The 21,848-nt window shown below is 44.1% G+C and carries 21 protein-coding genes and 1 pseudogene; 15 read left to right on the forward strand and 7 right to left on the reverse strand.

The window, feature by feature from the left end; translation table 11 throughout:
* Positions 1-234: 234 nt before the first annotated feature.
* Positions 235-1,566 carry an NADP-specific glutamate dehydrogenase gene (gdhA, locus tag JCM14374_RS09720; RefSeq protein WP_054696645.1) on the reverse strand — a complete coding sequence of 444 codons (1,332 nt, stop codon included), beginning with the start codon at positions 1,564-1,566 and terminating at the stop codon, positions 235-237.
* A gap of 323 nt (positions 1,567-1,889) precedes the next feature.
* On the opposite strand from gdhA, the gene JCM14374_RS09725 reads away from it, so the two are divergent.
* Genes JCM14374_RS09725 through speB form a run of 3 tightly spaced genes read left to right on the forward strand, consistent with a single transcriptional unit; the run spans position 1,890 to position 4,068 of the window.
* The gene (locus tag JCM14374_RS09725; RefSeq protein ID WP_054696648.1) at positions 1,890-2,348 is read left to right on the forward strand and encodes a pyruvoyl-dependent arginine decarboxylase; all 459 of its coding nucleotides are present in this window, start codon (positions 1,890-1,892) and stop codon (positions 2,346-2,348) included.
* A gap of 21 nt (positions 2,349-2,369) precedes the next feature.
* Complete coding sequence (gene speE / locus JCM14374_RS09730) at positions 2,370-3,200, forward strand: polyamine aminopropyltransferase (protein ID WP_054696652.1); 831 nt, start codon at positions 2,370-2,372, stop codon at positions 3,198-3,200.
* A gap of 1 nt (position 3,201) precedes the next feature.
* Entirely contained in the window at positions 3,202-4,068 is an 867-nt protein-coding gene (gene speB, locus JCM14374_RS09735) for an agmatinase (protein ID WP_083454013.1), read from the forward strand.
* Between the two features lie 99 nt (positions 4,069-4,167).
* Here speB and rbr read toward each other — a convergent pair whose 3' ends face one another.
* A complete protein-coding gene (gene rbr / locus JCM14374_RS09740; RefSeq protein ID WP_172674205.1) occupies positions 4,168-4,707 on the reverse strand; it encodes a rubrerythrin in 540 nt (179 codons plus the stop codon).
* Positions 4,708-4,747: 40 nt separating this feature from the next.
* Entirely contained in the window at positions 4,748-5,185 is a 438-nt protein-coding gene (locus tag JCM14374_RS09745) for a hypothetical protein (protein WP_054696656.1), read from the reverse strand.
* Positions 5,186-5,435: 250 nt separating this feature from the next.
* On the opposite strand from JCM14374_RS09745, the gene JCM14374_RS09750 reads away from it, so the two are divergent.
* Positions 5,436-5,630, forward strand: coding sequence for a hypothetical protein (locus JCM14374_RS09750; protein ID WP_054696657.1), 195 nt, complete (start codon positions 5,436-5,438; stop codon positions 5,628-5,630).
* Between the two features lie 33 nt (positions 5,631-5,663).
* Here the strand turns inward: JCM14374_RS09750 and trpS are convergent, their stop codons facing one another.
* Positions 5,664-6,659, reverse strand: a complete 996-nt coding sequence (gene trpS, locus JCM14374_RS09755; RefSeq protein WP_054696658.1) for a tryptophan--tRNA ligase — start codon at positions 6,657-6,659, stop codon at positions 5,664-5,666.
* A gap of 138 nt (positions 6,660-6,797) precedes the next feature.
* On the opposite strand from trpS, the gene JCM14374_RS09760 reads away from it, so the two are divergent.
* Positions 6,798-7,220 (forward strand): MarR family winged helix-turn-helix transcriptional regulator, encoded by a 423-nt coding sequence (locus JCM14374_RS09760; RefSeq protein ID WP_054696661.1) that lies wholly within the window; start codon positions 6,798-6,800, stop codon positions 7,218-7,220.
* On the opposite strand, the gene JCM14374_RS09765 is transcribed toward JCM14374_RS09760, so the two are convergent.
* The 3 genes from JCM14374_RS09765 to JCM14374_RS09780 all read right to left on the reverse strand — a co-directional run bounded on the left by JCM14374_RS09765 (position 7,204) and on the right by JCM14374_RS09780 (position 11,335).
* Positions 7,204-7,680, reverse strand: a complete 477-nt coding sequence (locus JCM14374_RS09765; RefSeq protein WP_054696664.1) for a hypothetical protein — start codon at positions 7,678-7,680, stop codon at positions 7,204-7,206. The genes JCM14374_RS09760 and JCM14374_RS09765 overlap by 17 nt on opposite strands.
* Before the next feature lie 86 nt (positions 7,681-7,766).
* The gene (locus tag JCM14374_RS09770; RefSeq protein WP_054696667.1) at positions 7,767-9,356 is read right to left on the reverse strand and encodes a threonine/serine exporter family protein; all 1,590 of its coding nucleotides are present in this window, start codon (positions 9,354-9,356) and stop codon (positions 7,767-7,769) included.
* 815 nt (positions 9,357-10,171) lie between these two features.
* Positions 10,172-11,335: an alkaline phosphatase family protein gene (locus tag JCM14374_RS09780; RefSeq protein ID WP_157049069.1), complete on the reverse strand. Its 1,164-nt coding sequence runs from the start codon at positions 11,333-11,335 to the stop codon at positions 10,172-10,174.
* 536 nt (positions 11,336-11,871) lie between these two features.
* Between JCM14374_RS09780 and speD the strand changes: the two genes are divergently transcribed.
* The 10 genes and pseudogenes from speD to cobA all read left to right on the forward strand — a co-directional run bounded on the left by speD (position 11,872) and on the right by cobA (position 21,842).
* The gene (speD, locus tag JCM14374_RS09785) at positions 11,872-12,252 is read left to right on the forward strand and encodes an adenosylmethionine decarboxylase (protein WP_054696672.1); all 381 of its coding nucleotides are present in this window, start codon (positions 11,872-11,874) and stop codon (positions 12,250-12,252) included.
* Positions 12,253-12,545: 293 nt separating this feature from the next.
* Entirely contained in the window at positions 12,546-13,295 is a 750-nt protein-coding gene (locus JCM14374_RS09790) for a polyprenyl synthetase family protein (protein WP_054696675.1), read from the forward strand.
* A 307-nt stretch (positions 13,296-13,602) separates the two neighbouring features.
* Positions 13,603-14,451, forward strand: a complete 849-nt coding sequence (locus JCM14374_RS09795) for a UbiA-like polyprenyltransferase (RefSeq protein ID WP_083454014.1) — start codon at positions 13,603-13,605, stop codon at positions 14,449-14,451.
* 128 nt (positions 14,452-14,579) lie between these two features.
* Positions 14,580-15,127: pseudogene (locus JCM14374_RS09800) on the forward strand (UbiX family flavin prenyltransferase).
* A gap of 115 nt (positions 15,128-15,242) precedes the next feature.
* Positions 15,243-16,136 carry a polyprenyl synthetase family protein gene (locus JCM14374_RS09805; RefSeq protein WP_242848948.1) on the forward strand — a complete coding sequence of 298 codons (894 nt, stop codon included), beginning with the start codon at positions 15,243-15,245 and terminating at the stop codon, positions 16,134-16,136.
* 86 nt (positions 16,137-16,222) lie between these two features.
* On the forward strand, positions 16,223-16,984 hold the full coding sequence (tatC, locus tag JCM14374_RS09810) for a twin-arginine translocase subunit TatC (RefSeq protein ID WP_157049070.1): 762 nt from the start codon (positions 16,223-16,225) through the stop codon (positions 16,982-16,984).
* A 155-nt stretch (positions 16,985-17,139) separates the two neighbouring features.
* Positions 17,140-17,322 carry a twin-arginine translocase TatA/TatE family subunit gene (locus JCM14374_RS09815; protein ID WP_054696678.1) on the forward strand — a complete coding sequence of 61 codons (183 nt, stop codon included), beginning with the start codon at positions 17,140-17,142 and terminating at the stop codon, positions 17,320-17,322.
* Positions 17,323-17,343: 21 nt separating this feature from the next.
* Entirely contained in the window at positions 17,344-17,997 is a 654-nt protein-coding gene (locus JCM14374_RS09820; protein ID WP_157049071.1) for a precorrin-2 dehydrogenase/sirohydrochlorin ferrochelatase family protein, read from the forward strand.
* Complete coding sequence (hemA, locus tag JCM14374_RS15795) at positions 17,973-20,177, forward strand: glutamyl-tRNA reductase (RefSeq protein WP_083454015.1); 2,205 nt, start codon at positions 17,973-17,975, stop codon at positions 20,175-20,177. Before JCM14374_RS09820 ends, hemA begins: the two co-directional genes overlap by 25 nt.
* A 141-nt stretch (positions 20,178-20,318) precedes the next feature.
* Positions 20,319-21,842, forward strand: coding sequence for a uroporphyrinogen-III C-methyltransferase (cobA, locus tag JCM14374_RS09830; RefSeq protein WP_054696685.1), 1,524 nt, complete (start codon positions 20,319-20,321; stop codon positions 21,840-21,842).
* The last annotated feature ends 6 nt before the right edge of the window (positions 21,843-21,848 follow it).

Raw genomic sequence — 21,848 nt, forward strand, 5'->3', positions numbered from 1 at the left:
CAGCACCGTTCAAAAGCGAAGGGTGAGGGGCTGCGATGTCATTCGAGCGCAGCGAAGCAATCTATATCCTTAAATTGTAGGGCCAAACTCACTGGCTTTTCAACTGTAGGATAATACGACTTCCCTTCACCCGTAACATCTTATTCCTAACCCCTCGCCCCTGACTGTTTTTACACGTGTTTGCGGCCTGCTGGCATATTTGGCTAAGAAGGCAGAAAGGCAATCGACTTATTATTATACCAGGCCTTGAGAAACCATAGCATTGGCTACTTTAAGGAATCCGGCGATATTTGCGCCTACCACCAGATTATCTTCATGGCCGTATTCCTTAGCGGTTTGACTGGCATTGCGATATATTGAAACCATAATGTTCTTAAGTTTCGCATCTACTTCTTCAAAAGTCCAGGAGTAGCGCATGCTGTTCTGAGACATTTCCAGGGCTGATGTGGCTACCCCGCCTGCATTAGCGGCTTTTCCCGGAGCAAACATCACTTTGTTTTCTTGGAATAGTTTAACAGCCTCGGGTGTGCAAGGCATATTGGCACCTTCGCCTACAGCGTAACAACCATGGGCTATCAGCATTTCAGCATCAGCTTGTTTTAATTCATTCTGTGTGGCACAAGGAAGGGCAATATCACAGGGATAACGCCAAATACTTTCACCTTCGACATATTCTGCCTGCGGGAAGTATTTAAGGTATTCCGAAATGCGTTTTCTTTCGACTTCTTTAATTTTCTGCATAGTTGCGAAATCTATGCCATTTTCATCGTGGATATGTCCTGTGCTATCGCTCATAGCGATGACTTTTCCACCCAGCTGATTAATCTTCTGCAAAGCATAGATAGCGACATTTCCGCTGCCGGATATGATTACCCGCGCTCCGTTAAGGCTTTTGTTTTTATCCTGAATCATTTCATCCACAAAATATACCAGACCGTAACCGGTAGCTTCGGTTCTGGCCAAACTGCCGCCATAACTGAGGCCTTTGCCGGTTAATACGCCTTCATTCAAACCGGTTATACGTTTATATTGTCCAAAAAGGTAGCCGATTTCCCGGCCGCCCACACCGATGTCTCCAGCGGGAACATCTATATCGGCGGAAACGTGTCTGTAAAGTTCAGTCATAAAGCTCTGGCAAAAACGCATAATTTCGAGGTCTGATTTGCCTTTGGGGTCAAAATCGCTGCCGCCTTTACCGCCGCCAATGGGCAAACCAGTTAGAGAGTTTTTAAAAATCTGCTCAAACCCCAGGAATTTTATAATGCCAGGATAAACCGTAGGATGAAGTCTCAGCCCGCCTTTATAAGGACCGATAGCGCTGTTAAACTGGATACGCATACCGCGGTTTACCTGCACCTTGCCATTATCATCCATCCAGGGAACCCGGAACAAGATCTGCCTTTCGGGTTCGACAATGCGTTCCAGTATTCCAGCCTGTTCATATTCGGGGTGTCTTTCCAGAGCTGGTTCCAGTGATTCCAATACCTCGGTTACAGCCTGAATAAATTCTGGTTCATGAGGATTTCGTTCTTTTACTTTGTTGATAACATCCTGTACATAAGACATGACCTTTACCATCCCTTCATTAGGATTTATTTAGGTAGTCATACATTCCGCGATATGAAAAATAATTCCGCATAACTACGCTTATGATTATAAGGGAGGCCCAAAATACATGTCAATGGATTAACATTTCATAATACGGAATACAATCATGAATGCTGTATGCAATTTGGCAAACATAATTTAACCAGGTTTTCGGGCTGTTTGGGTGTTTGCGAAGTATTACGTTAAATTTACGGTAAAAGAAGTGATTTTTAATTTAATTTTGCGAATGCTTTGTATATAATATACCTGTTGTCCACATAAATATCTGGAGGTGTATATTATTGTTGCCATTACCAAAAAAATATTTTCTCACCGCTGCTGCGTCTGAAGGGGAGAGTCAACTAACCGCGTTTGACGGCGCACTTTTAAAAGCTCGGGTGGGCAATACTAACCTTATCAGGGTAAGCAGTATTCTGCCTCCAGGCTGTGAATATGAACCGGACCTGGTAATACCCCCGGGATCGTTGCTGCCCATCGCCTATGGCTATATCATCAGTTCAGTTCCTGGAGAAAAAATTGCCGCTGCTGTGGGGGTAGGAATAAAAAAGGATAGCTTCGGTGTTATTATGGAATTTGAAGGGGCTTGTTCCCAGGCAGAAGCGGAACAAAAGGTTATCGAGATGGTGAAAGAAGCCTTTCGTATTCGCAATCTCGAATTGGACGAAATTAAAGTGGCGGCGGCCGAACACGTGGTGCAAAATATTGGCTGCGCCTTTGCCGCCGTACCGTTATGGTATTAGTAAGAATTAGGAGGATTTAGATTGGAACTTTGGGTGACCGAATACCAGACCCCGGCTTTGGGTTATAGCTGTAAGATAAGTGAGACCCTTAGAACTGAACAAACGGATTTTCAACACCTGTCAGTAGTGGTTACCGAGCAGTTTGGCCGTATGCTCTTGCTGGATGGTATGGTGCAAACTACCGAAAAGGACGAATTTGTTTACCATGAAATGATTACCCGCGTGGCTTTGAATACCCATCCTGCTCCGCGAAGAGTACTCATAATCGGGGGAGGCGACGGGGGGACACTGCGTGAAGTAGTACGTCATCCCCAGGTAGAAGAAGGTGTTCTGGTGGAGATTGATGACCGGGTGGTCCAGGCAGCCCGTGACTTTTTCCCCGACCTTTCTTGTTCCTTTGATGAACCTAAAGCCAGGGTGCTGATTGCAGATGGTATTCAATATATAAAAGATCATAAGGACAGCTTCGATGTTATTATCGTAGATTCTACTGAACCGGTGGGGCCTGCGGTGGAGCTGTTCTCAGCCGCTTTTTACCAGAATTGTTTTCAGGCTTTGAAAAATGACGGCATTCTGGTGGTGCAGAGTGAATCCCCGTTTTTTAATGCGGATGTAATAAAGATGGCCTATGGGGGCATAAAACAACATTTTCCTATTACCAAACTGTACCTGGCCAATGTTCCTACCTACCCCAGCGGTTTGTGGAGCTTTACTATCGGTTCCAAAAAGTATGATCCTGAAACCTTGAGCTGTGAGGATGAAGGAAACGCCAGGTATTATACCAGTGAAGTCCACCGGGCAGCATTTAAACTTCCGGCCTTTGTCAGGCAAATAATTGAAGCGGGTGAATAGAATGGTATCCAGTCCGTTGAATCATTTGGAACAAAGGGCTGTTTTTATGGCCAGTTCCAGGGATATTGACAAATGTAACAAAGTAATTATGGGTTTGCCTATGGATTCTACCACCAGTTACCGCCCCGGAACCCGCTTGGCTCCTTATAGGGTCAGGGAGGTATCGGATGCGGTGGAGGAATATAGCGTATACCAGGACCGTTCTTTGGCAGAGATTAATTTCTATGATGCCGGAGATGTATGTATTCCCTATGGTAATGTCGTGGAAAGCCTGCAGCGCATGGAACAGGCAGCGGACTGCTTTTTAGGGCAAGGGAAAAAGCTGTATTGCATTGGCGGAGAACACCTGGTCTCCTTACCTATAATAAAGGCTTATCATCGTCATTATCCTGAACTGGTAGTAATACAGATGGACGCGCACGCTGATCTGCGCAGTGACTACCTGGGAGAACCTCTTTCGCATGCTACGGTAATGAGGCATGTGCTGGAGGAACTGGGAGAGCGAAGGCTCTTTCAGCTGGGCATCCGCTCCGGAACCAGAGAGGAAATGATGTACGCGAGGGAAAAGAGCAATCTCTATCTGGATAGCTTCCTGGAAGTGCTGGAAGAAGTAAAAGTCAAAATCGGTGAGAGACCCGTTTATCTCACCCTGGATATAGATGTCCTGGATCCCGCTTTTGCGCCCGGCACCGGCACCCCGGAAGCAGGCGGCATATCTTCCCGTGACTTGTTTAAGGCTTTTCATGAACTAAAGACTTTAAATATTGCAGGGTTTGATATGGTAGAGATTTCGCCTCCTTATGAAAAAGGGGACAATACCTCTATCCTGGGCGCCAAGATAATGCGCGAAGCACTTTTGGCGTTTTAGGATTTAAATCAGTCACAGATTTCCACTAGCTTAATTTACTCGCAGCTTATAAGCTGGGGCTATTTAAAATTAAAGGCGGCATAAATGCCGCCTTTGGCTTTAATAGTTTTCCGCCAGTACTTCGTAGTAGTCTTTAGGGTGGGCGCAGGCCGGGCACTTTTCAGGGGGTTCAGTACCTTCATGGATGTATCCGCAGTTGCGGCATTTCCACTTTACGGGCTGGGCCTTTTTAAATACTGTTTTATTGGTTACATTGGCCAGAAGTTTGCGGTAACGCTTTTCGTGCGCTTCCTCCACTTCGGCGACTTCTTTAAATAAATCCGCTATCTCGTTGAAACCTTCTTCACGGGCGATTTTTTCAAACTCGGGATACATCTTGGTATGTTCTTCATTTTCACCTTCGGCGGCAGCCAGGAGATTCTCCTCAGTGCTGGATACAGAACCGCCGTTAAGAAGTTTATACCAAAGTTTAGCATGTTCTTTCTCATTATCAGCGGTTTCCTGGAATATGGCGGCAATCTGCTTGAACCCTTCCTTATCGGCCTGGCTGGCAAAATAGCTGTACTTGTTGCGGGCCATTGACTCTCCGGCAAAAGCGGCCATCAAGTTCTGCTCGGTTTTAGATCCTTTTAAATCCATAATTGTGCCTCCCTTAAAATATTTTAAACACCGCTGGTGTTTAATACAGGGTAATACCGAGTGGAAATACCAGCAATTCTTTGCTGTTTGCGACCCGCTTAAAGTTCAGGTAATTTTGCAGTTGATCAAGTACTGTTTCCAAGGCTTCGTCTTCATTTTCAATTTTGTCGGTAAATATAATCTCAAAACGGGCCAGGGGCTGCTGCATCCAGTTCAGGAGCCTTAATTCTTCCAGGCCCTCATCTAAAAACTGCAGGTCAGATAATGGCATGGAAAAGGGGATTTGCAGCTTTTGCTTAATGTGTTCTTCTAGCCTGGAGATAAAAACCTTGAGCTTTTGTTCGTATTCTTCAGTGATGGCGTATTGGAATAAAACATCATAAAGATGCTGGACTACCTTGATAGATGTAACATTTGGCAAGAGCAGGTGTTCTTCAATTTGGATAAATTTTAGTTCAAATCCGGGTAGTTCTTGCATTTATTTCACTCCTTAAGCCTTGTAGTATTTGATTTTACCTTTTTATTATGGTTTTCTCAACCAGATTTATGAATTGCGCACCATTATCGTTCCGTTGGTTAACATGCGACCGGTGACGGCGGGATAAAGTGTTATGATTGCCTGAATCCTGCATTTTACTGTAAATCAAAGTTGATCAATTATTATTTAAGACGCTGTGTTATCATATAAACCATGAGATATTCTATCTTGGCAAAAACGGAGTGTTCATATGAGCAGGCGTTATCAGCGTGACAGACGGCTGAATTTTGAAGAGAGCGAACGGGAAGATAAAAGACGGGAACAACTCAGATTAAAGCTAAACCTGCTTGGAATTCTGGCTCTGTTGATTATGCTGGCTATGTCATTTGATATTGCAGGGATAGGCGGCAAAGTTGTCAGGTGGCTTACGGGGGTAAAGTGGTAGGGGCAATTTTATAAACTGCCCCTGCCAAAAGTTTTACCGGTCAAAATAATTGATGGCCATAGCCTCTCTGACTTCCGCCATGGTATCTAAAGCGGCAGCATGTGCCTTGCGGGTGCCTTCCATTAAGATATCTTTTATGGCAGCCTGGTTGTACTGCTGGCGCCTTTCTCGCATAGGTTCGAGCAGGTTATTCAGCTTTACGGCCAGGTTTTTCTTGCACTCCACACATCCGATCTTACCCTGACGGCAGTTGGACTCGATCTCTTCCAATTCAGGACGGTTAAAAACGGAATGGTATTCATAAACTGTACATACTTCGGGATGTCCGGGGTCATTTTTATGAATACGAGCCGGGTCGGTAACGGCATTTTTCACTTTATCCTGAACGGTCCTGGCATCATCGCACAGATAGATGGCATTGCCCAGGCTCTTGCTCATTTTGCTCTTGCCGTCCAGACCGACCAGGCGCGGTACTTCTCCAACCAGGGCCTCGGGTTCGATAAGCACCGGTTTATAAAGCTCATTAAAACGACGTATCACCCGGCGGGCCAGTTCTATATGCGGCAGCTGATCTTCGCCTACAGGCACAAGATTGGCTTTAAAAATACTGATATCCGCCACCTGGCTTAACGGGTATCCCAGGAATCCGTAGCTCATTTCCTTAAAACCATGTTGGGCAGCTTCGGTTTTAACCGTGGGATTGTGCCGCAAAACATTGACCATGGTAAACATGGCATAATACATGGTCAATTCATGAATCTCCGGGATCATACTTTGAATGAAAATGGTTGATAATTCCGGATTTAAGCCGGCTGCCAGGTAGTCTTCAGTAATTTGCATAATATCGTTGCGCAGGTGGTCGTCCTTATCCCAATGGGTAGTCAGGGCCTGCACGTCAGCAATAATTATATAGCTTTCATAATCATTCTGCAGCTTTACCCGGTTGGCCAGGCTGCCTACATAATGTCCTAAATGCAGGGCGCCGGTGGGACGATCCCCGGTTAGAATCCTTTTTTTACTATTGACCATTGGTTTTTTATCCTCCATCCTCAGCTATTTTAATTTTGAATTGTTTACAACTGCTTGTACTATATAATACTATAATTAAATAAAATAAAAATCGAGGTATTCTATTTACAAGCTATCTCGAATCAAAGGAGAAATGAAATGACCGATCTAAATAGTTTTATCTGTTTTGGTATGCGCGCGGCGATGAAAAAGATAGATAAACACCTCTCCGCAAAGCTTGAACCCTATGGCATAAGCATCCCGCAATCCTTTATATTAGCATGCCTGGAAGCGGAAGACGGACTTACTTTAAAAGAAATTGGCAACCGAACCCTTATTGACAGTTCTTCTATGACTGTACTTGTAGATAAACTCGAAAAGGATCAGCTGGTGGAGAGACATCTTGATTCTCAGGACCGCAGAGCTATTCGCGTTTTTATGACTCCAAGCGGTAAGAAGATAGCGCTTGACATCACTCAACAGGGCCTCGAATTGAATGCCATGCTCTATGACCTGCTGGGAGAAGGAAACCAGAAAGAGTTTATCCACGGCATTAAGAATATTATTAACGGGTTGGAATAAACCTGCGTTCTCCATGATAGTAACCGATAATCAGCATTGAATAAATGAACAGGGATGCAGCGGCTGTTAGTCCGGAATCGTTAAAAATGATAGCGACTACAGCCGCTATTATTAATCCTTTTAAACCTTTATAAATATAGGGAAAGGTATTCCTAATTCCGCTGAGAACCTTACCGGGGCGAAAGATCACATAAAGGGAGGCCAGCAACGCTCCCAGCAGGACCCATCCGAAAATAGTATAATTTATTACCCGGGACTGCATTTGCAGTTTCCTGGTTATTATATAGAACATTTCTCTATAGTTTCCGTTTATAATCAGGTTTAAATTCTTGCCCAGGTGAGACTGCAATTCAGCGGGCTGATGCAAGTCAATCATGGCCACAATTGCCAGCAGAAGTATGGTGCCTATCACCAACACTATTGCTTTCCGCAGATTAATCCGTTGGTTTACATACTGCATATAGGTGTAACCAAGCGCTATAGCGGCGGTAATAGCTCCGCCGACATCAATTCCAAACAGGGGGTAGGCTATAACAAAAATAGTAATTACAAAAAAACAATGACCCCAAAACGTCTCCAGGCACTGTAAGCATTGTTGAGAAATATCGCGGAAAAGCCCAGTGCGGCACTGATAAAAACCCCCATATACTCGTTGCCGAGTCCATAGTAACGAGATCCCCTCATTATCCGGTAGCTCATCATTGATCTCTCCAGCATGCCCAAACCTAAAATCAGATCCAGGGCAATACAAATAGCGGTTGCCAGAAAAATAGGCAAAAGCAGGTTTGATTTAAACCGCTTGGCAAAATACATGCTCAGAAGGCTGATTAATGCAGTGCAGATTAAAAATGCGGCTGCCAGTGATACTTTATTGACAATGTTAAAACTGATGAGCAGAAGGCTCAAGGGAACGGCCGCAACAAAACCCATGAGGAATTTACTCAATGTCCTGTATTTTTGTTTAAACGTAAAGTAAAAAATCAGGAACAGCATCAATACTATTAACGCGCTTACTACAGTCATAAACCAGGCCTGATTTACGTAATCAAAAACCAGCCTTTGGTTAAGGCTTTTAATATAGCTTAATTGATCAGGATTATTATTCGCAGCAATGCTCTCCGGCAGATTATTATCAAGACAGTTTAAAATCGAATCACTGACGACCAGGCTGGCCACGATTCCTGCCCGGCGCGTGGAAATGCCGGAGAGAATGCCATGAAAACCTGGCTTCACAATAATCAAAGGGGTCAGCAGCTCCCCGCGCTCTTCGGCAGCGTTAGACGTTGACGGACTGATAATATACCAGCAGGTTCTATTCAGACCTTTATTTTGTACGATTTGAGCCATGGCTTTATCAATTGACTTAAGGATGTGTTTTCTTTCCCTGCTCATAACGGGTTTAGAAAATAATGTTCCGGCATTATCCAGGCGGTAGAGATCGCCGAATTCAACCAGCAGAACCTCGTGCTTATGTTTTACAGCTTCCCGGACAAGTTTTTGGTAGTTTGTGGCCAGGCCCATTACAGAGGAGGTTTGGCTCAAGTTGTCATCTATTGCACCCGCATCCACGATACCGCGTGAATCCATAAGCAATAGAGCCCCTGCCCGGGAATAGTACCCGGGTAAATCGGAATTGCCTATAAACGCGGTTCTGCAACCCAGGCTGTGAATTTGATCGCCTAAACGGCCTGGTTGGGCCAGGTTGCGTTCCTGGTTATTCCTGGTTATAGCCGCTATACTGCTGATTATAATGTTATTTGAATCAGGTGCTGCGCCGGTATTTCTTGTAAAAATATCACCAGCCAGTTCGCAGTTATACGATTCGCGGGCTGCAAAATTCAAGCGGGCATCGTTGGCTGCCAAGGCAGGCTTGCCCGCAGAAATTGTGCAATAGGTATTGACCGTATTCCTCAAACCGGCGCTGGGCGTATTTAAGAGGCCTATGGCGCCGGCCTGCGTCATTTTCCACATACAAGGGGTGAGTGCAGGATCTATATCTCCCGGATCCAATCCTTCTACCGCAAAAATAACCACTTGTCTCTGCGGCGGTTGTTGAACTGCCAGGGCCCTGTACGGACACATCCCGGTGATAATCAAACCCATTGCTAACAGTATTAATATAAGTCGTTTAAGCAATATCTTTACCGTCCTTATCTGCGCATATTTTTTGCGCAGGAATCAAACCGAATAAAGCCAATATATAGAGAAGAATGATGGCAGTCGCAATAACCCCGGTATCATTTACCAAAAACATGATAAGGGTAGATATACTGAGTATTCTGAGGGTTTTATAAACGACCGGATTTTCCTGGGATATGATTTCAAATAATTGGGGGTTCTTTAACCTGGCAGCCAAAATGAACAGCAATGCTATTAAAAGTATTATACTCCAGCTGGAATGGATAATAGTGCTGCCCAGAATGCCGAGTTTGGTGACGACAATAGAAAAGAATACTGTACTGCCGCCGGTCAGTAAGCTGTTAATGGTCTTCCCGGCGTGGGAGGGAGCGGCGCTGAAAAGGGCGTCCAGTTCAGCTACTGCCAGCACGCCAATCACGGCTGCAAAACCGATAAGTATGAATCTTTTCCAGGTAAAACGGGTGCCGCTTATAGTGATGAAATATAGACCCATGGTTACCAGTGAGGTAATCAAACCACCTACATCTGCTCCAAAACTAGGATGACCAATTGCTATAGTCATTAATCCCAGGGGGAATAAACCCAGCAGCCCTTTCCATAAAGGTTTGATTTTAAGTTTCTCAATAAAAAAAACCGTAGCAATTACAGTTGCGGCCAGTAAAACTCCCATATAATCATTCCCTAAACCATAAAACCGTCCCCCGGCAATAGTGTCGGATCCCAGCGGGGAGGCAAGCATCCAAACCGAGCCGTGAAAGCAGTCAAAAATTATAAGGATAGCTGTAACCGCGGTTAAGAGCAAAAGACGTTTGTCAGTCTGAGGCAGCTGTTTTAATAAATATGCGATAACAAATGATGCCAGAAGTGAAATCAGAATGGTCAAAGGCAGTGAACGGTAAGACGTAAAACCCAGGAAAAGAAATACCAAAGGCATACTGAGTACTCAAGATAATAAAATCCAGCCATGATTTTTGATGGGGTTTCGTTTGGCGGTAGTATAAAAGTCCGACAATCATCATCAAAACCGCCAGGGCCATAAATGTATAATGGAGCGGATTGCGGCTGCTGCGCAGGTTTATGTAGAAATTAAGCTGCCGGTCCAGGAATTCGAAGCTGTTATTGCCAGCTTTTACAATACTTATTCCGCCTGGCATAGCATTATGGTTAAAATAGTTTATTATGGTAGGCAGCAAATCCGCATTGCTTACCAGACCGCAACGGCGTGTAGTCGGGGAGGTTAACAGACCCGCAGTAGCGCCGGGTTTATGTATTACAACCGGGGTCAAGGATAAATTGTTGTCCAGAACCATATCCGCGTTAGGGTTGGGAGTAACTAAAACAATCATTGTATTTGTCAGATCCAGCATCTGAATTATCTTTCCCAATAACCGGTCGTTTGAAGCGATGGCATTTTGTCTCTGTTTTAGCAATACATCAGGAGAACAATTTGCGCGGCTTGATTCCACCCGGGAGGTATCTCCAGTATCCAGGACCACGATATCGCAACTTTTTAATAGTTTATCAAGGTTGTTAATTATCTTTTGATGGTCGCAACGTAAACCGCCCGGACTTAAGGGCGATTTCTCCATTAAATCCCGGCTGACATTGCCCAGAGGTGTCACACCGTTTTCATCCATGGTCAGAAGGGCTGCACTGCGGTCAAATGTGTTTACAGTATCAGCATTGCCCAGCACTCCCGTGCGAAGATGATTCTGTCGGGCCAGTAAACCTAATTGGCCAGGCTGATATACTGGATTACGAGTTTCAGCATAAAGCTTACCGGGTTCAATAAATAAATTAACCACTCCCTGAGCGGGTGCTCTGTGTCCGGTAAAATTCTGGTATAATTCACCTGCTTTTATACCGGAATAGTTAATCGGAACTATTCCCATAAGGCTGATGTTTGTTTCACCACTATTATAGGAGAGTTCAGCTCCGCTCGCTGCTGCAACGCGGGTTCCGACCGCGAGGGACATATAAGTGCTGACAGGCAGTTTATTCTTCCCGCGGTTATTCATCAAACCTGTGGCGCTTTTTTTAATCAGGGTATCAAGATTGGGAGTTCGCGCAGCGATGATATCACCGCTGCCGATATAATCGTTTACGATGATTAAAACCTTTTTTTGCTGCCGGAAGCTGCCCAGGCGGAGTCATTAATTACCATAACCAGGATTAGAGTAAATATTAACAGAAGACCTGGAAAAAGTTTTTTCATCAGGGTAAAATCCTCCCAACTGTTTGCATCTTTAACCCAATCCCAATAATAACCTGGACAGGTTGAAAAGGCAATATTTAAGGAATTGGTATCATTTTTTTAAAAGGGTTATATCAATTTTGCCCAATGGGCATATACTATTAAAAGTATGGAATAATTTACTTATAAAGTTTGGGTTTCGCTCAATATTTTATTGGGCATAATCATTGACATGCGACAGAAATATGCTAAAATTCTACATGGACTTTTCACAAAAGGAGGTTTGGGAGTCTAAAAAAATGAAGGGAGGCGACATGATTGCAGTCTTTGGGGCGCCATGTTTTGGCCGAATTGTACGGCTGTAAATTTGAGGTGTTGAATGATATCAACCGAGTGGAAGATATCATGGTCAACGCAGCTTTAGAGGCTGGAGCTGAAATAAGAGAGTTTGTCTTTCACAAATTCAGCCCACAAGGGGTTAGCGGAGTAGTTGTTATTTCCGAATCACACCTGGCGATCCATACCTGGCCTGAACTGGGTTATGCGGCAGTTGACGTGTTTACGTGCGGCGAAAAGGTAGATCCCTGGGATGCCTGCAAGTATCTTGAAAGTATGTTCGGAGCCAATCAGATGAAGGCATCAGAGGTTAAGCGCGGGATTATTGCGCTGGAGGACCAACGCCTGGTGGTTAATTATTAGGAGGGATACTATTTTAGTAGACCGAAGACGGTTTGAAATTAAATTTTATAGTGCTTAAATAGCCTTACTTGCTAAAATCAACAAGTAGGGCTAAATTTTTGCCCGAATTTATATCTTTTAATTAACCAAAAACTAAGATAGCCTGGTATTATGTTATAATAGATAAGATGTTTTTAAGTAAAGTCTAATCAACGGGAAAAAATTAGATCTAGGGGTTAGTTGATTAATAATTCAATGATAATGATTCTAATTATAGATTAAAGCCATGCAAAACAGAGGAGGACAAGCCTTAAATGCAGCTGCTGTTTGGCCGGGAATTGGATATTGAGATAAAAGAACTGGAGGCCTTCTTTAAACAAGGCTTATCAGAATGGTGGGATGACTTATACCCGTATTTAAATGCTTTGCAGGGTGACAACACCTGGAATTTTATGCCTGCCTTGATTTTATCTGCTTATAAATATAATGGTTTGAATCGGCAAATGAGTGTTAGTATGGCCAGCATTTTTAAAACGGTTTATCTAGCTAATTATATTCATGGACTGGTGGTTGATGAAGAACAGGGGCAGGTTCAAAACCAGGAGCTGCAGTTTAATATCCTGATCGCTGATTTTTTATTTGGACACGTTTTAAAACAACTGGTGGACTGCGGGAATGCTGATTTGCTGGATTTACTTTCTGTAATGATAGCCGAGATCAACGAAGGACTGGTTTTAAAACATAAATTCAATGCTGATGATCTGCAATCTCTAGTTAAAACACGCGGCCCATTATATTCCACCGCTTTTGTGATGGCGGCGAAATTGGCAGGCCATAACGAATATGACCGGAAGGTGTTTCAAGAACTGGGTTTTAACCTGGGTATGGCCCTGGAGCTTTTACAGGAAGAAATGATGGTTGTCGAAGCTCAGAACTATATTGTTAAGTCAGAAAGCTTATTTCATGAAATTAACCGGCATAATAAAGTGGGTAGTTTGCTGGAAACGGCTGTACACGAATTACACCAACATTTTTACTGTGCGGAAAAGGCTGCGGTTATATAAAAGATCAATTAAAAAACGACCAACAGCTTTTCAGGTTTTTGGTGTGTTTGCTTATATGGCGGTTTCGCCTTGGTTATGACTGTGGGGTAAGACAAAGCTTTGAAGATGAAGGCGGGTTTGTCGCTGGTCTGACTAGTCTGAAAGGAAAACTTATGTTTTCCTTTTTTAATATGTATGGATATAGAAAAGCAATGATTTACAAAAGGCCGCGGATAAGAGCCTCGGGGCCGTCTGCGGGGCGATCTATAGTGCCATTGCGAGGGCAGAGAAGCAATCTTGTTTTAAATGGTTGGAGGTTGTCAGGTTCTTGGGGAAAATAACTGATTTTTTAAATATGGTAGATTTTCAACATACCCTTTTTGGGCTGCCCTTTGCTTATCTCGGTGCTTTTTTAGCGGCACAAGGACTGCCAACTCTGGCTCAGTTTGTCTGGATTACGCTGGCCATGATAGGCGCTCGAACTGCGGCTCTTTGTTTAAACCGTTTAATCGATTTGCAAATCGATGCATCTAATCCCCGTACGGCTGGCTGGGTTATGCCGGCAGGGAAACTTTCTTCTTCCAAAGTATGGTTAATGGTTTTCGTTTGTTTTGGGGTATTATTTTTATCTGCCTGGAATTTGAATTTATTATGTTTTAAACTGGCCCCGTTGGCTGTGCTGATATTATGGTTATATTCATATACCAAACGGTTTACCTGGTGGTGCCATTTTATTCTGGGTTTAGCGATTGGGATCGGCCCAATCGGCGCCTGGATAGCTATCAGCGGCGTCTTTGACTGGCAGCCGCTATTATTGGGCCTGGGGGTGGCATGCTGGATTGCCGGTTTTGATACCATGTATGCCTGTCAGGATATTGAATTTGACCGCCGTCAAGGCCTGCATTCCATACCGGCCCGCTTTGGAGAAAAGGGAGCCTTAATTTTTTCAGCGGTTTTTCATGGCTTCACCATAATATTTTTAACGCTGGCCGGCTTTGTTTTAGAACTGGGCTTTTTCTATTACAGCGGTATAGCCCTGGCTGCGGTTATATTGATTTACGAACATATTCTGGTTAAACCCGGCGATCTCAGCCGGGTTAATTTCGCTTCATTCAAGATCAATCGTTATGTGGGGCTGTTAATTTTTATTGCCACTACTATTGACTTATTTGTATAAATTAACAAACCACAGCTGGATACAGATTAAACATTGTAAGACATCTGTGTGTATCTGTGGCAATTCGGATCTTTGGGGGTTTTGATTTGCGGCGTTTCATTGTAGCTCTAACCGGGGCCAGTGGGGTAGTGTACGGCATTCGTCTCTTGGAATACCTTTTGACAGCGGGAATGGAGGTACACCTCATTATCAGTGAGGCTGCTTATCTCGTGCTGGAACAAGAAATGGGCTGGGATTTTACTCTAGGACATGAGAAAGTGTTGCGTTCCCAATTACCGCCGGGCAACTTGTTCTTCTATGAGAACAAAAACCTGGCTGCCCAAATAGCCAGTGGATCGTTTCTGCATGAGGGGATGGTAGTGGTTCCCTGTACCATGGGTACACTGTCGGCTGTAGCCAGGGCAGTTCCAATAATTTAATCGAACGGGCTGCCGATGTGGCTTTAAAAGAGAAAAAACCATTAATTCTGGTTCCCCGAGAAACACCTCTTAATTCAATTCATCTGCATAATATGCTGAGGGCAGCTGAAGCTGGAGCGCAAATAATTCCGGCCATGCCGGCTTTTTATCACAACCCTTTAACTATTGAAGATTTGGTTGTGTTCCTGGTGGGTAAAATTCTTGACAACCTGGGAGTAGCCCACCAGTTGTTTGCACGTTATCAGGGAAACAATTAAAAAATAAAAAGCTTGAACAACGGTACAATAATATTAAAAGAAATAATGCGGGTGTTAGTTGTTTTTTTGTTTTTAATCTTTATAATGAAATGGAATTGCATTTTGAGGGGAAACTATGCCTGACTTTAATTTTTTTGATTCGGTGGAAAAGGAACTGGAGCTGGTCGAAGTCAACCTGGCATCCAATGTAGACAGTTCGGTAGGGCTGCTCAACCAGGCTTCGGTACATTTAATAGAAGCTGGCGGGAAACGTATGCGTCCGGCATTTACCTTGATGGCGGCCAGTATTTTTCAGGAAGAATTAGAACCGATCATTCCGGCTGCGGTAGCTCTTGAACTGATTCACCTGGCCACCCTGGTTCATGATGATGTTATTGATAACTCCGATAAAAGACGGGGAACGGAAACGGTAAAAAAGGCCTGGGGCAACCGGGTGTCAATTTATGCCGGAAACTTTATATTCGCCCGGGCTTTAGGACTGGTTGCAGGATATAAGCGCAGTGATATTGTGGCGCTTCTGGCTGATGCCAGTATGAAGATATGTGAAGGCGAAATAATTCAAATGTTAAGCTGTTATAATGTTAAACTTGGTTTAAAGAATTATCTGCGCCGTATTGAACGCAAAACAGCTTTGCTTATTTCCGTAAGCTGTGCCATGGGTGCGATGTTAGCCAATGCCCTGCCCGGTCAGATAGAAGCGTTAAGCAAATACGGGTATTATTTAGGGATGGCCTTTCAGGTAACTGATGATATCCTGGATTTTATTGCTGATGAAAAAATACTTGGCAAGCCTACCGGCAGTGATATTCGTCAGGGGGTAATAACCCTGCCTGCCTTATATGCTTTAAAACACGACATTCATCGCGATGAGCTGGCTGTTCTGCTTTCATCTCCAGAAGCTTGCGAAGCCAAAGCAGACAGAATAATAGAAATAATTACCAATTCAGATGGTATTGATTACTCTTATTTTGTAAGCAGGCATTTTGCTATAAAGCTCGCAAACAGTTAGAATTAATCCCGGATTCACCGGTAAAACAGAAGTTATTCGAAATGACTGATTTTGTTATGGACCGGGATTTTTAGAGGAGGGTAGAAATGGGACTGTCCGATATGTCTCCGGAGGACAAACAAACAATATTGGAACATCTGGAAGCATTGCGTTTTTCAGTAATTGTCAGCTTCGTAGCTTTAATAATTGCAGCTTTTGTTTGTTTTTATTACAGCGAACAGATTTTAGCCGTAATAACACAACCTTTAAGATCCCTCAATGAAAACCTGGTGGTAACCGGTGTCACCGAGGCTTTCTTTGTGAAGCTGAAATTGTCTTTTTACGCTGGTTTTGTTCTGGCCTTTCCTGTTATTATTTGGGCTTTGTGGCGTTTTATCAAACCGGCCCTCTATCCTCATGAAAGGAAATATGTATATATTTTTGTACCCTTGTCAGTTTTGCTTTTTAGCGCTGGGGTATTATTTTCATATTTTGGCATTTTGCGTTTGGTTTTAAATTTTTTCATTTATATTGCCGGTGAAAACCTGGATACTATGTTCAAAGTAGACCAATATGTATCATTTGTTACGGCTTTTACATTGCCTTTCGGTTTAGTCTTTGAAATGCCGGTAGTAGTTTTTTTCCTGGCCAAACTTGGTTTTATAAAATATGAAGCGATGGCTCGCAACCGTAAATACGCCTTGTTAGTAATTGTTATTCTGGCTGCTGCCTTAACTCCTGGCCCTGATCCCTTTTCGCAAATGATGATGGCAGGACCTGTTTATCTGCTTTACGAGATAAGCATCTGGGTAGCTAAAAAGGCCAAACCGACACGGGACAGATGGGCTGACAACAATAATGACAAATAACCCGAGAAAGCAGGAAAAGCGATTAAATCCAGGCTTGGAATAGTATGCTAATGACCAGTGCTTGCTTTACAAAGCATTTGCTTTTTGTCATAATAGCGATAGCGTAAAGGAGAAAAAGTCGACGTTAGAGGATAGTTTTAAGGAGGTTTAATCAGGTGTTTGGTTTGATTGGCAATTTCGGCCCCTGGGAACTAATTTTGATAGTAGTGATTCTTCTTATTATCGTAGGACCCGGAAAACTGCCCGCAGTAGGGGAATCCATGGGTAAGGCTCTGCAGAACTTCCGCAAGGCCAAACAAGAAGAGTTTGACGAACTGGAAGAGAAAAAAGAAAAATAGAGTCTAATTACAGACTTTTATTTGGAACTTGCAATGACACAATTATTCCCGGTTTTTATAAACTTAACGGACAAGCCCTGCCTGGTGCTGGGCGGTGGGCAGGTTGCGGCCCGAAAGGTGCAAAACCTGCTTGATTGCGGCGCTGTTGTCATAGTAATTAGTCCCGAGGCTGTAGATGATATAAAACAATATTCAGAGCAGGGTTTAGTAAAGTGGCTGCCCAGAGAACTGGAAGTCAATGATCTGCAGGGTATCTTTATGGTCTTTGTAGCTACCAGCAGCCCGGAAGCCAATCAACAGGCTGTGGATTGGTGCCGAGAGCGTAATATTCTGGTTAATGCCGTTGATGATCCTCCTAATTGTGATTTTTACGTGCCATCAGTATTGAGAAGGAACTCGCTGGTATTAGCCGTTTCAACTGAAGGGAAAAGCCCTCTTTACGCGCGTAAATTGCGTAAAGAACTGGAAAGCATTATTACTCCCGAACATGGGGAGTATGTTGATTTATTGGGGGAACAGCGGGAACTGATTAAAGAGACCGTCAGCGATATAAATGTCAGGAAAAGAATATTCGAAGCTTTGGTAAATTCAGATATTCTTGATTTGCTGCGCAGAGGAGAGCGAGTAAAAGTCAGGGAGCGGGTGCAAGAATGTATATCCTCCTGGCAGGATTAAATCACCGGACTGCTCCGGTAGATATTCGTGAAAAGTTTGCCATCTCCGGATCCAATCTGGAGGAGGCTTATAATTATCTCAAAACATGCCCCGAACTTGAGGGTGTGGTTATACTGGCTACCTGCAACCGTACCGAGGTATATGCTACCGCTCGGGAAATTGAACCCGGGGCTCAGGTTCTGAAACAGTTTATGGCTGATTATGCCAAAATGGATTTGCAGAACCTGGAACAGTATTTATACCAGCCCAATTGCTATGATGCCATTTATCACCTTTTCCGGGTAGCTTCCGGGCTTGATTCCATGATCATCGGTGAGTGCCAGATAATCGGACAGGTTAAAGACGCCTATCAGGCCGCGGTTGAAGCCGGAGCAACAGACGGAGTCTTGAACACCCTCTTTCATAAAGCCATCTTTGTCGGAAAACTGGTACGCACTGAGACCTCTATTGAAAAACATCCCCTTTCTATCAGTTACGCGGCAGTCGAATTAGCCCGCCACCGGTTGGGCAGCCTGCAGGGCAAAAGCGTTCTGGTGGTAGGTGCTGGTGAAATGAGTGAACTCACCACCAGACACTTGATGATGAACGGGGTTGAATCGGTTATTGTGTCTAACCGTTCCTATGACCGCGCCGTGGCCATGGCTGATACTTTTAACGGCCGGGCGGTAAAGTTTGATGATTTACCGCAAGAGTTGACCTCTGCTGATATAGTAATCAGCTGCACAGCCGCCAATCATTATGTAATTAGAGATGACAATTGCGGCGCGGCCCTAAAATCGCGGCAGGGCAAGGATATTATTTTAATAGATATTGCGGTGCCCCGGGATATAGATCCTGCTCTGGCTGAATACGATAATGTATTTGTTTACGATATTGATAAGCTTCAGGACGTAGTGAGTTTGGATAATGCCAAACGGCAGAAGGCTATTGCTGATGCTGAGAATATAATTACCGCAGAAATCACAAAGTTTAACGAATGGCTGGGATCGTTATATGTAGTGCCGGTAATAACCGCATTAAAATCCTGGGCCGAAGAGATAAAGAAACAGGAATTGAATCGGGCTTATAACCGCCTGGGAAAAGTGACCGAGCGGGAGGAAAAGATTATTGGTTCTCTGGCTACCTCCCTGGTTAACCAATTAATGCATTATCCCATTGTAAATCTAAAGGAAATGGCGGTAAGCAATCAGGGGCATCTGTATGCAGAGGTAGTTAAAAAGCTGTTTGCTTTACAGGTAGATACGGGGGAACATGCGGATGAAAAATGTCTTGAAATTAGGAACCGGGGTAGCAAACTGGCTCTCTGGCAGGCTCACTGGGCTGCCGGTGAACTGGAAAAACTGCTGCCTGAAATTACGGTCGAGATTAAAACAATTAAAACCACCGGTGATAAGATTTTGGATGTGGCCCTTTCCCGTATAGGAGATAAGGGGCTTTTTACTAAGGAAATAGAAAACGAATTACTGCAGGGTAATATTGATATAGCCGTACACAGTATGAAGGATCTGCCATCGGATATAGCTCCCGGGCTTAGCATCGGCGCAGTAATGCTGCGGGAGGATCCACATGATGTTTTAATTTCTCGCAACGGAAACGGTTTTGATGAACTGCCTTTGAATGCGGTTATTGGAACTTCGAGCCTGCGCCGTATAGCTCAATTGAAATCCCGGCGTCCTGATCTGAAAATTATAGATATACGCGGAAATGTTGAAACCCGGATCAGAAAACTTCACGAAGAAGGCCTTGATGGTATTATTCTGGCTTATGCGGGAGTAAAGAGATTAGGATTCGAGTCTTCAATAAGCGAAATATTACCGTATGAACTGGTTCTTCCGGCGGCAGGCCAGGGATGTGTGGCTATAGAAACCAGAAGCGATGACCATAAAATCCTGGATATTGTGAATATAATTAATCATTCCCAGAGCCAAAGGGCTGTATTGGCTGAACGAGCCTTTCTGAAAGTGCTTGAGGGCGGATGTCAGGTACCCATTGCCTGCCTGGCTGAAGTAAATTCTGAGCGGATTGAAATGCAGGGATTGGTAGCTTCACTCGCAGGGGAGAAAATAATCAGAGGGAGTATTTCAGCCAGCCTGGATGAACCTGAAAAAGCGGGAAGGGACTTGGGCCGTCAGCTGTTAGTGCGGGGTGCGGACACAATTTTACAGGATATAAGGGCTTAAATTAAACGATGATAAACACAAAACATAATAGTCTTGATGTTGGTTAAAAAAGATGCCAGATTGCGGGCCAACGAAAAAAACATTGCATACCATAGCATGTTAAGACAGATCCCGAATATGTGATTAATGGAGCGGGGTTATATGAAGGGAAAAGGAATAGTATATTTGATTGGGGCAGGTCCGGGAGATCCGGGACTGTTTACTCTTAAAGGGCAAAAACTGTTACAGCAAGCCGATGCGGTGGTCTATGATCGCCTGGTCAGCCATGAAATACTGGCTATGGCCAGAGATGATGCCGAAAAGATTTATGTAGGCAAGGAATCGGGACGCCATGCGCTTTCTCAAGAAGAAATAAATGCTCTGCTGGTGGAAAAAGCCCGTGAAGGCAAAAAAGTCGCCAGGCTGAAAGGCGGAGATCCTTTCATGTTTGGACGGGGCGGGGAAGAAGCCTTGTACGTTCGGCAAAATGGGTTTGATTTTGAAGTCGTGCCGGGTATTACTTCTGCCATTGCCGTACCTGCGTACGCGGGGATTCCGGTGACTCATCGTGACGCCACCTCCAGTTTTGCGGTTATTACCGGTCACGAAAAACCTGATAAACAAGAAAGCTCTATAAAATGGAAAGAAATAGCTACAGGCATAGGCACGCTGGTTTTCTTAATGGGTGTTGAAAACCTGGGATTTATATGCGAAAAACTTATGGCAAATGGCCGGGACAAGGATACACCCGTAGCGCTGGTTCGCTGGGGGACTCTGGCCGAACAGGAGGTTTTAACCGGAACACTGGAAAATATTGTAAAGAAGGTTGAGGAAGCTGCCTTTAAACCCCCGGCGGTCATAGTTGTCGGTGAAGTAGTAAATCTTCGCGATGATTTAAAATGGCTGGAATATAAACCCTTATGGGGTAAAAAGGTAGTTATCACCAGGGCACGAGCTCAGGCCAGTCTCCTGGCTGATGGCGTGAAGGCTTTGGGCGGTCAGGCTGTAGAGTTTCCTTCTATAATAATTAAACCGGAAGAGGACCTGCATACATTGCATCGGGCTTTTCAGTCTTTGTCCCGTTATGATTGGATAATATTTACCAGTGTTAACGGAGTGGAGATATTTTTCTCCGAGTTAATAAAGCAGCAGAAGGATGTTCGCGAGTTAAAGGGCATTAAAATATGCGCCATAGGTCCGGCCACTCGGGAAAGCCTGGAAAAACGCGGTTTGCAGGTAGATGTAATTCCAGACGAATACAGGGCTGAGGGTATTATTAAAGAAATGCAGGTTCGGGTGAAAAGGGGCGAATGGGTTCTTCTTCCCCGGGCGCGGGGAGCCCGGCCGGTTCTGCCCGATGCTTTAAGAGGTCTGGGGGCGCATGTAAACGAGGTATTTTTATATGAAGCTATTACGGCCTCTAATATCAGCCGGGAACAGATGACGGAAATTATGACCGGCAGGATAGACTACTTAACTTTTACCAGTTCATCAACCGTGAGCAATTTTGTTAAAATTGTAGGGCAGGAAAATGTTAAAAAACTCAATCAGCAAATTAAAGTGGCCTGCATTGGGCCTATAACCGCTGACACTGCCCGAGAGTTAGGTTTTGATGTTCATATTATGGCTAATGAATACACTATAGAAGGTTTGTTAAATGCTCTGGTAGAAGACGCTGAAGTATAAAGTGAA

The organism is Syntrophomonas palmitatica JCM 14374 (assembly GCF_001311885.1).
Taxonomy (GTDB): domain Bacteria; phylum Bacillota; class Syntrophomonadia; order Syntrophomonadales; family Syntrophomonadaceae; genus Syntrophomonas_A; species Syntrophomonas_A palmitatica.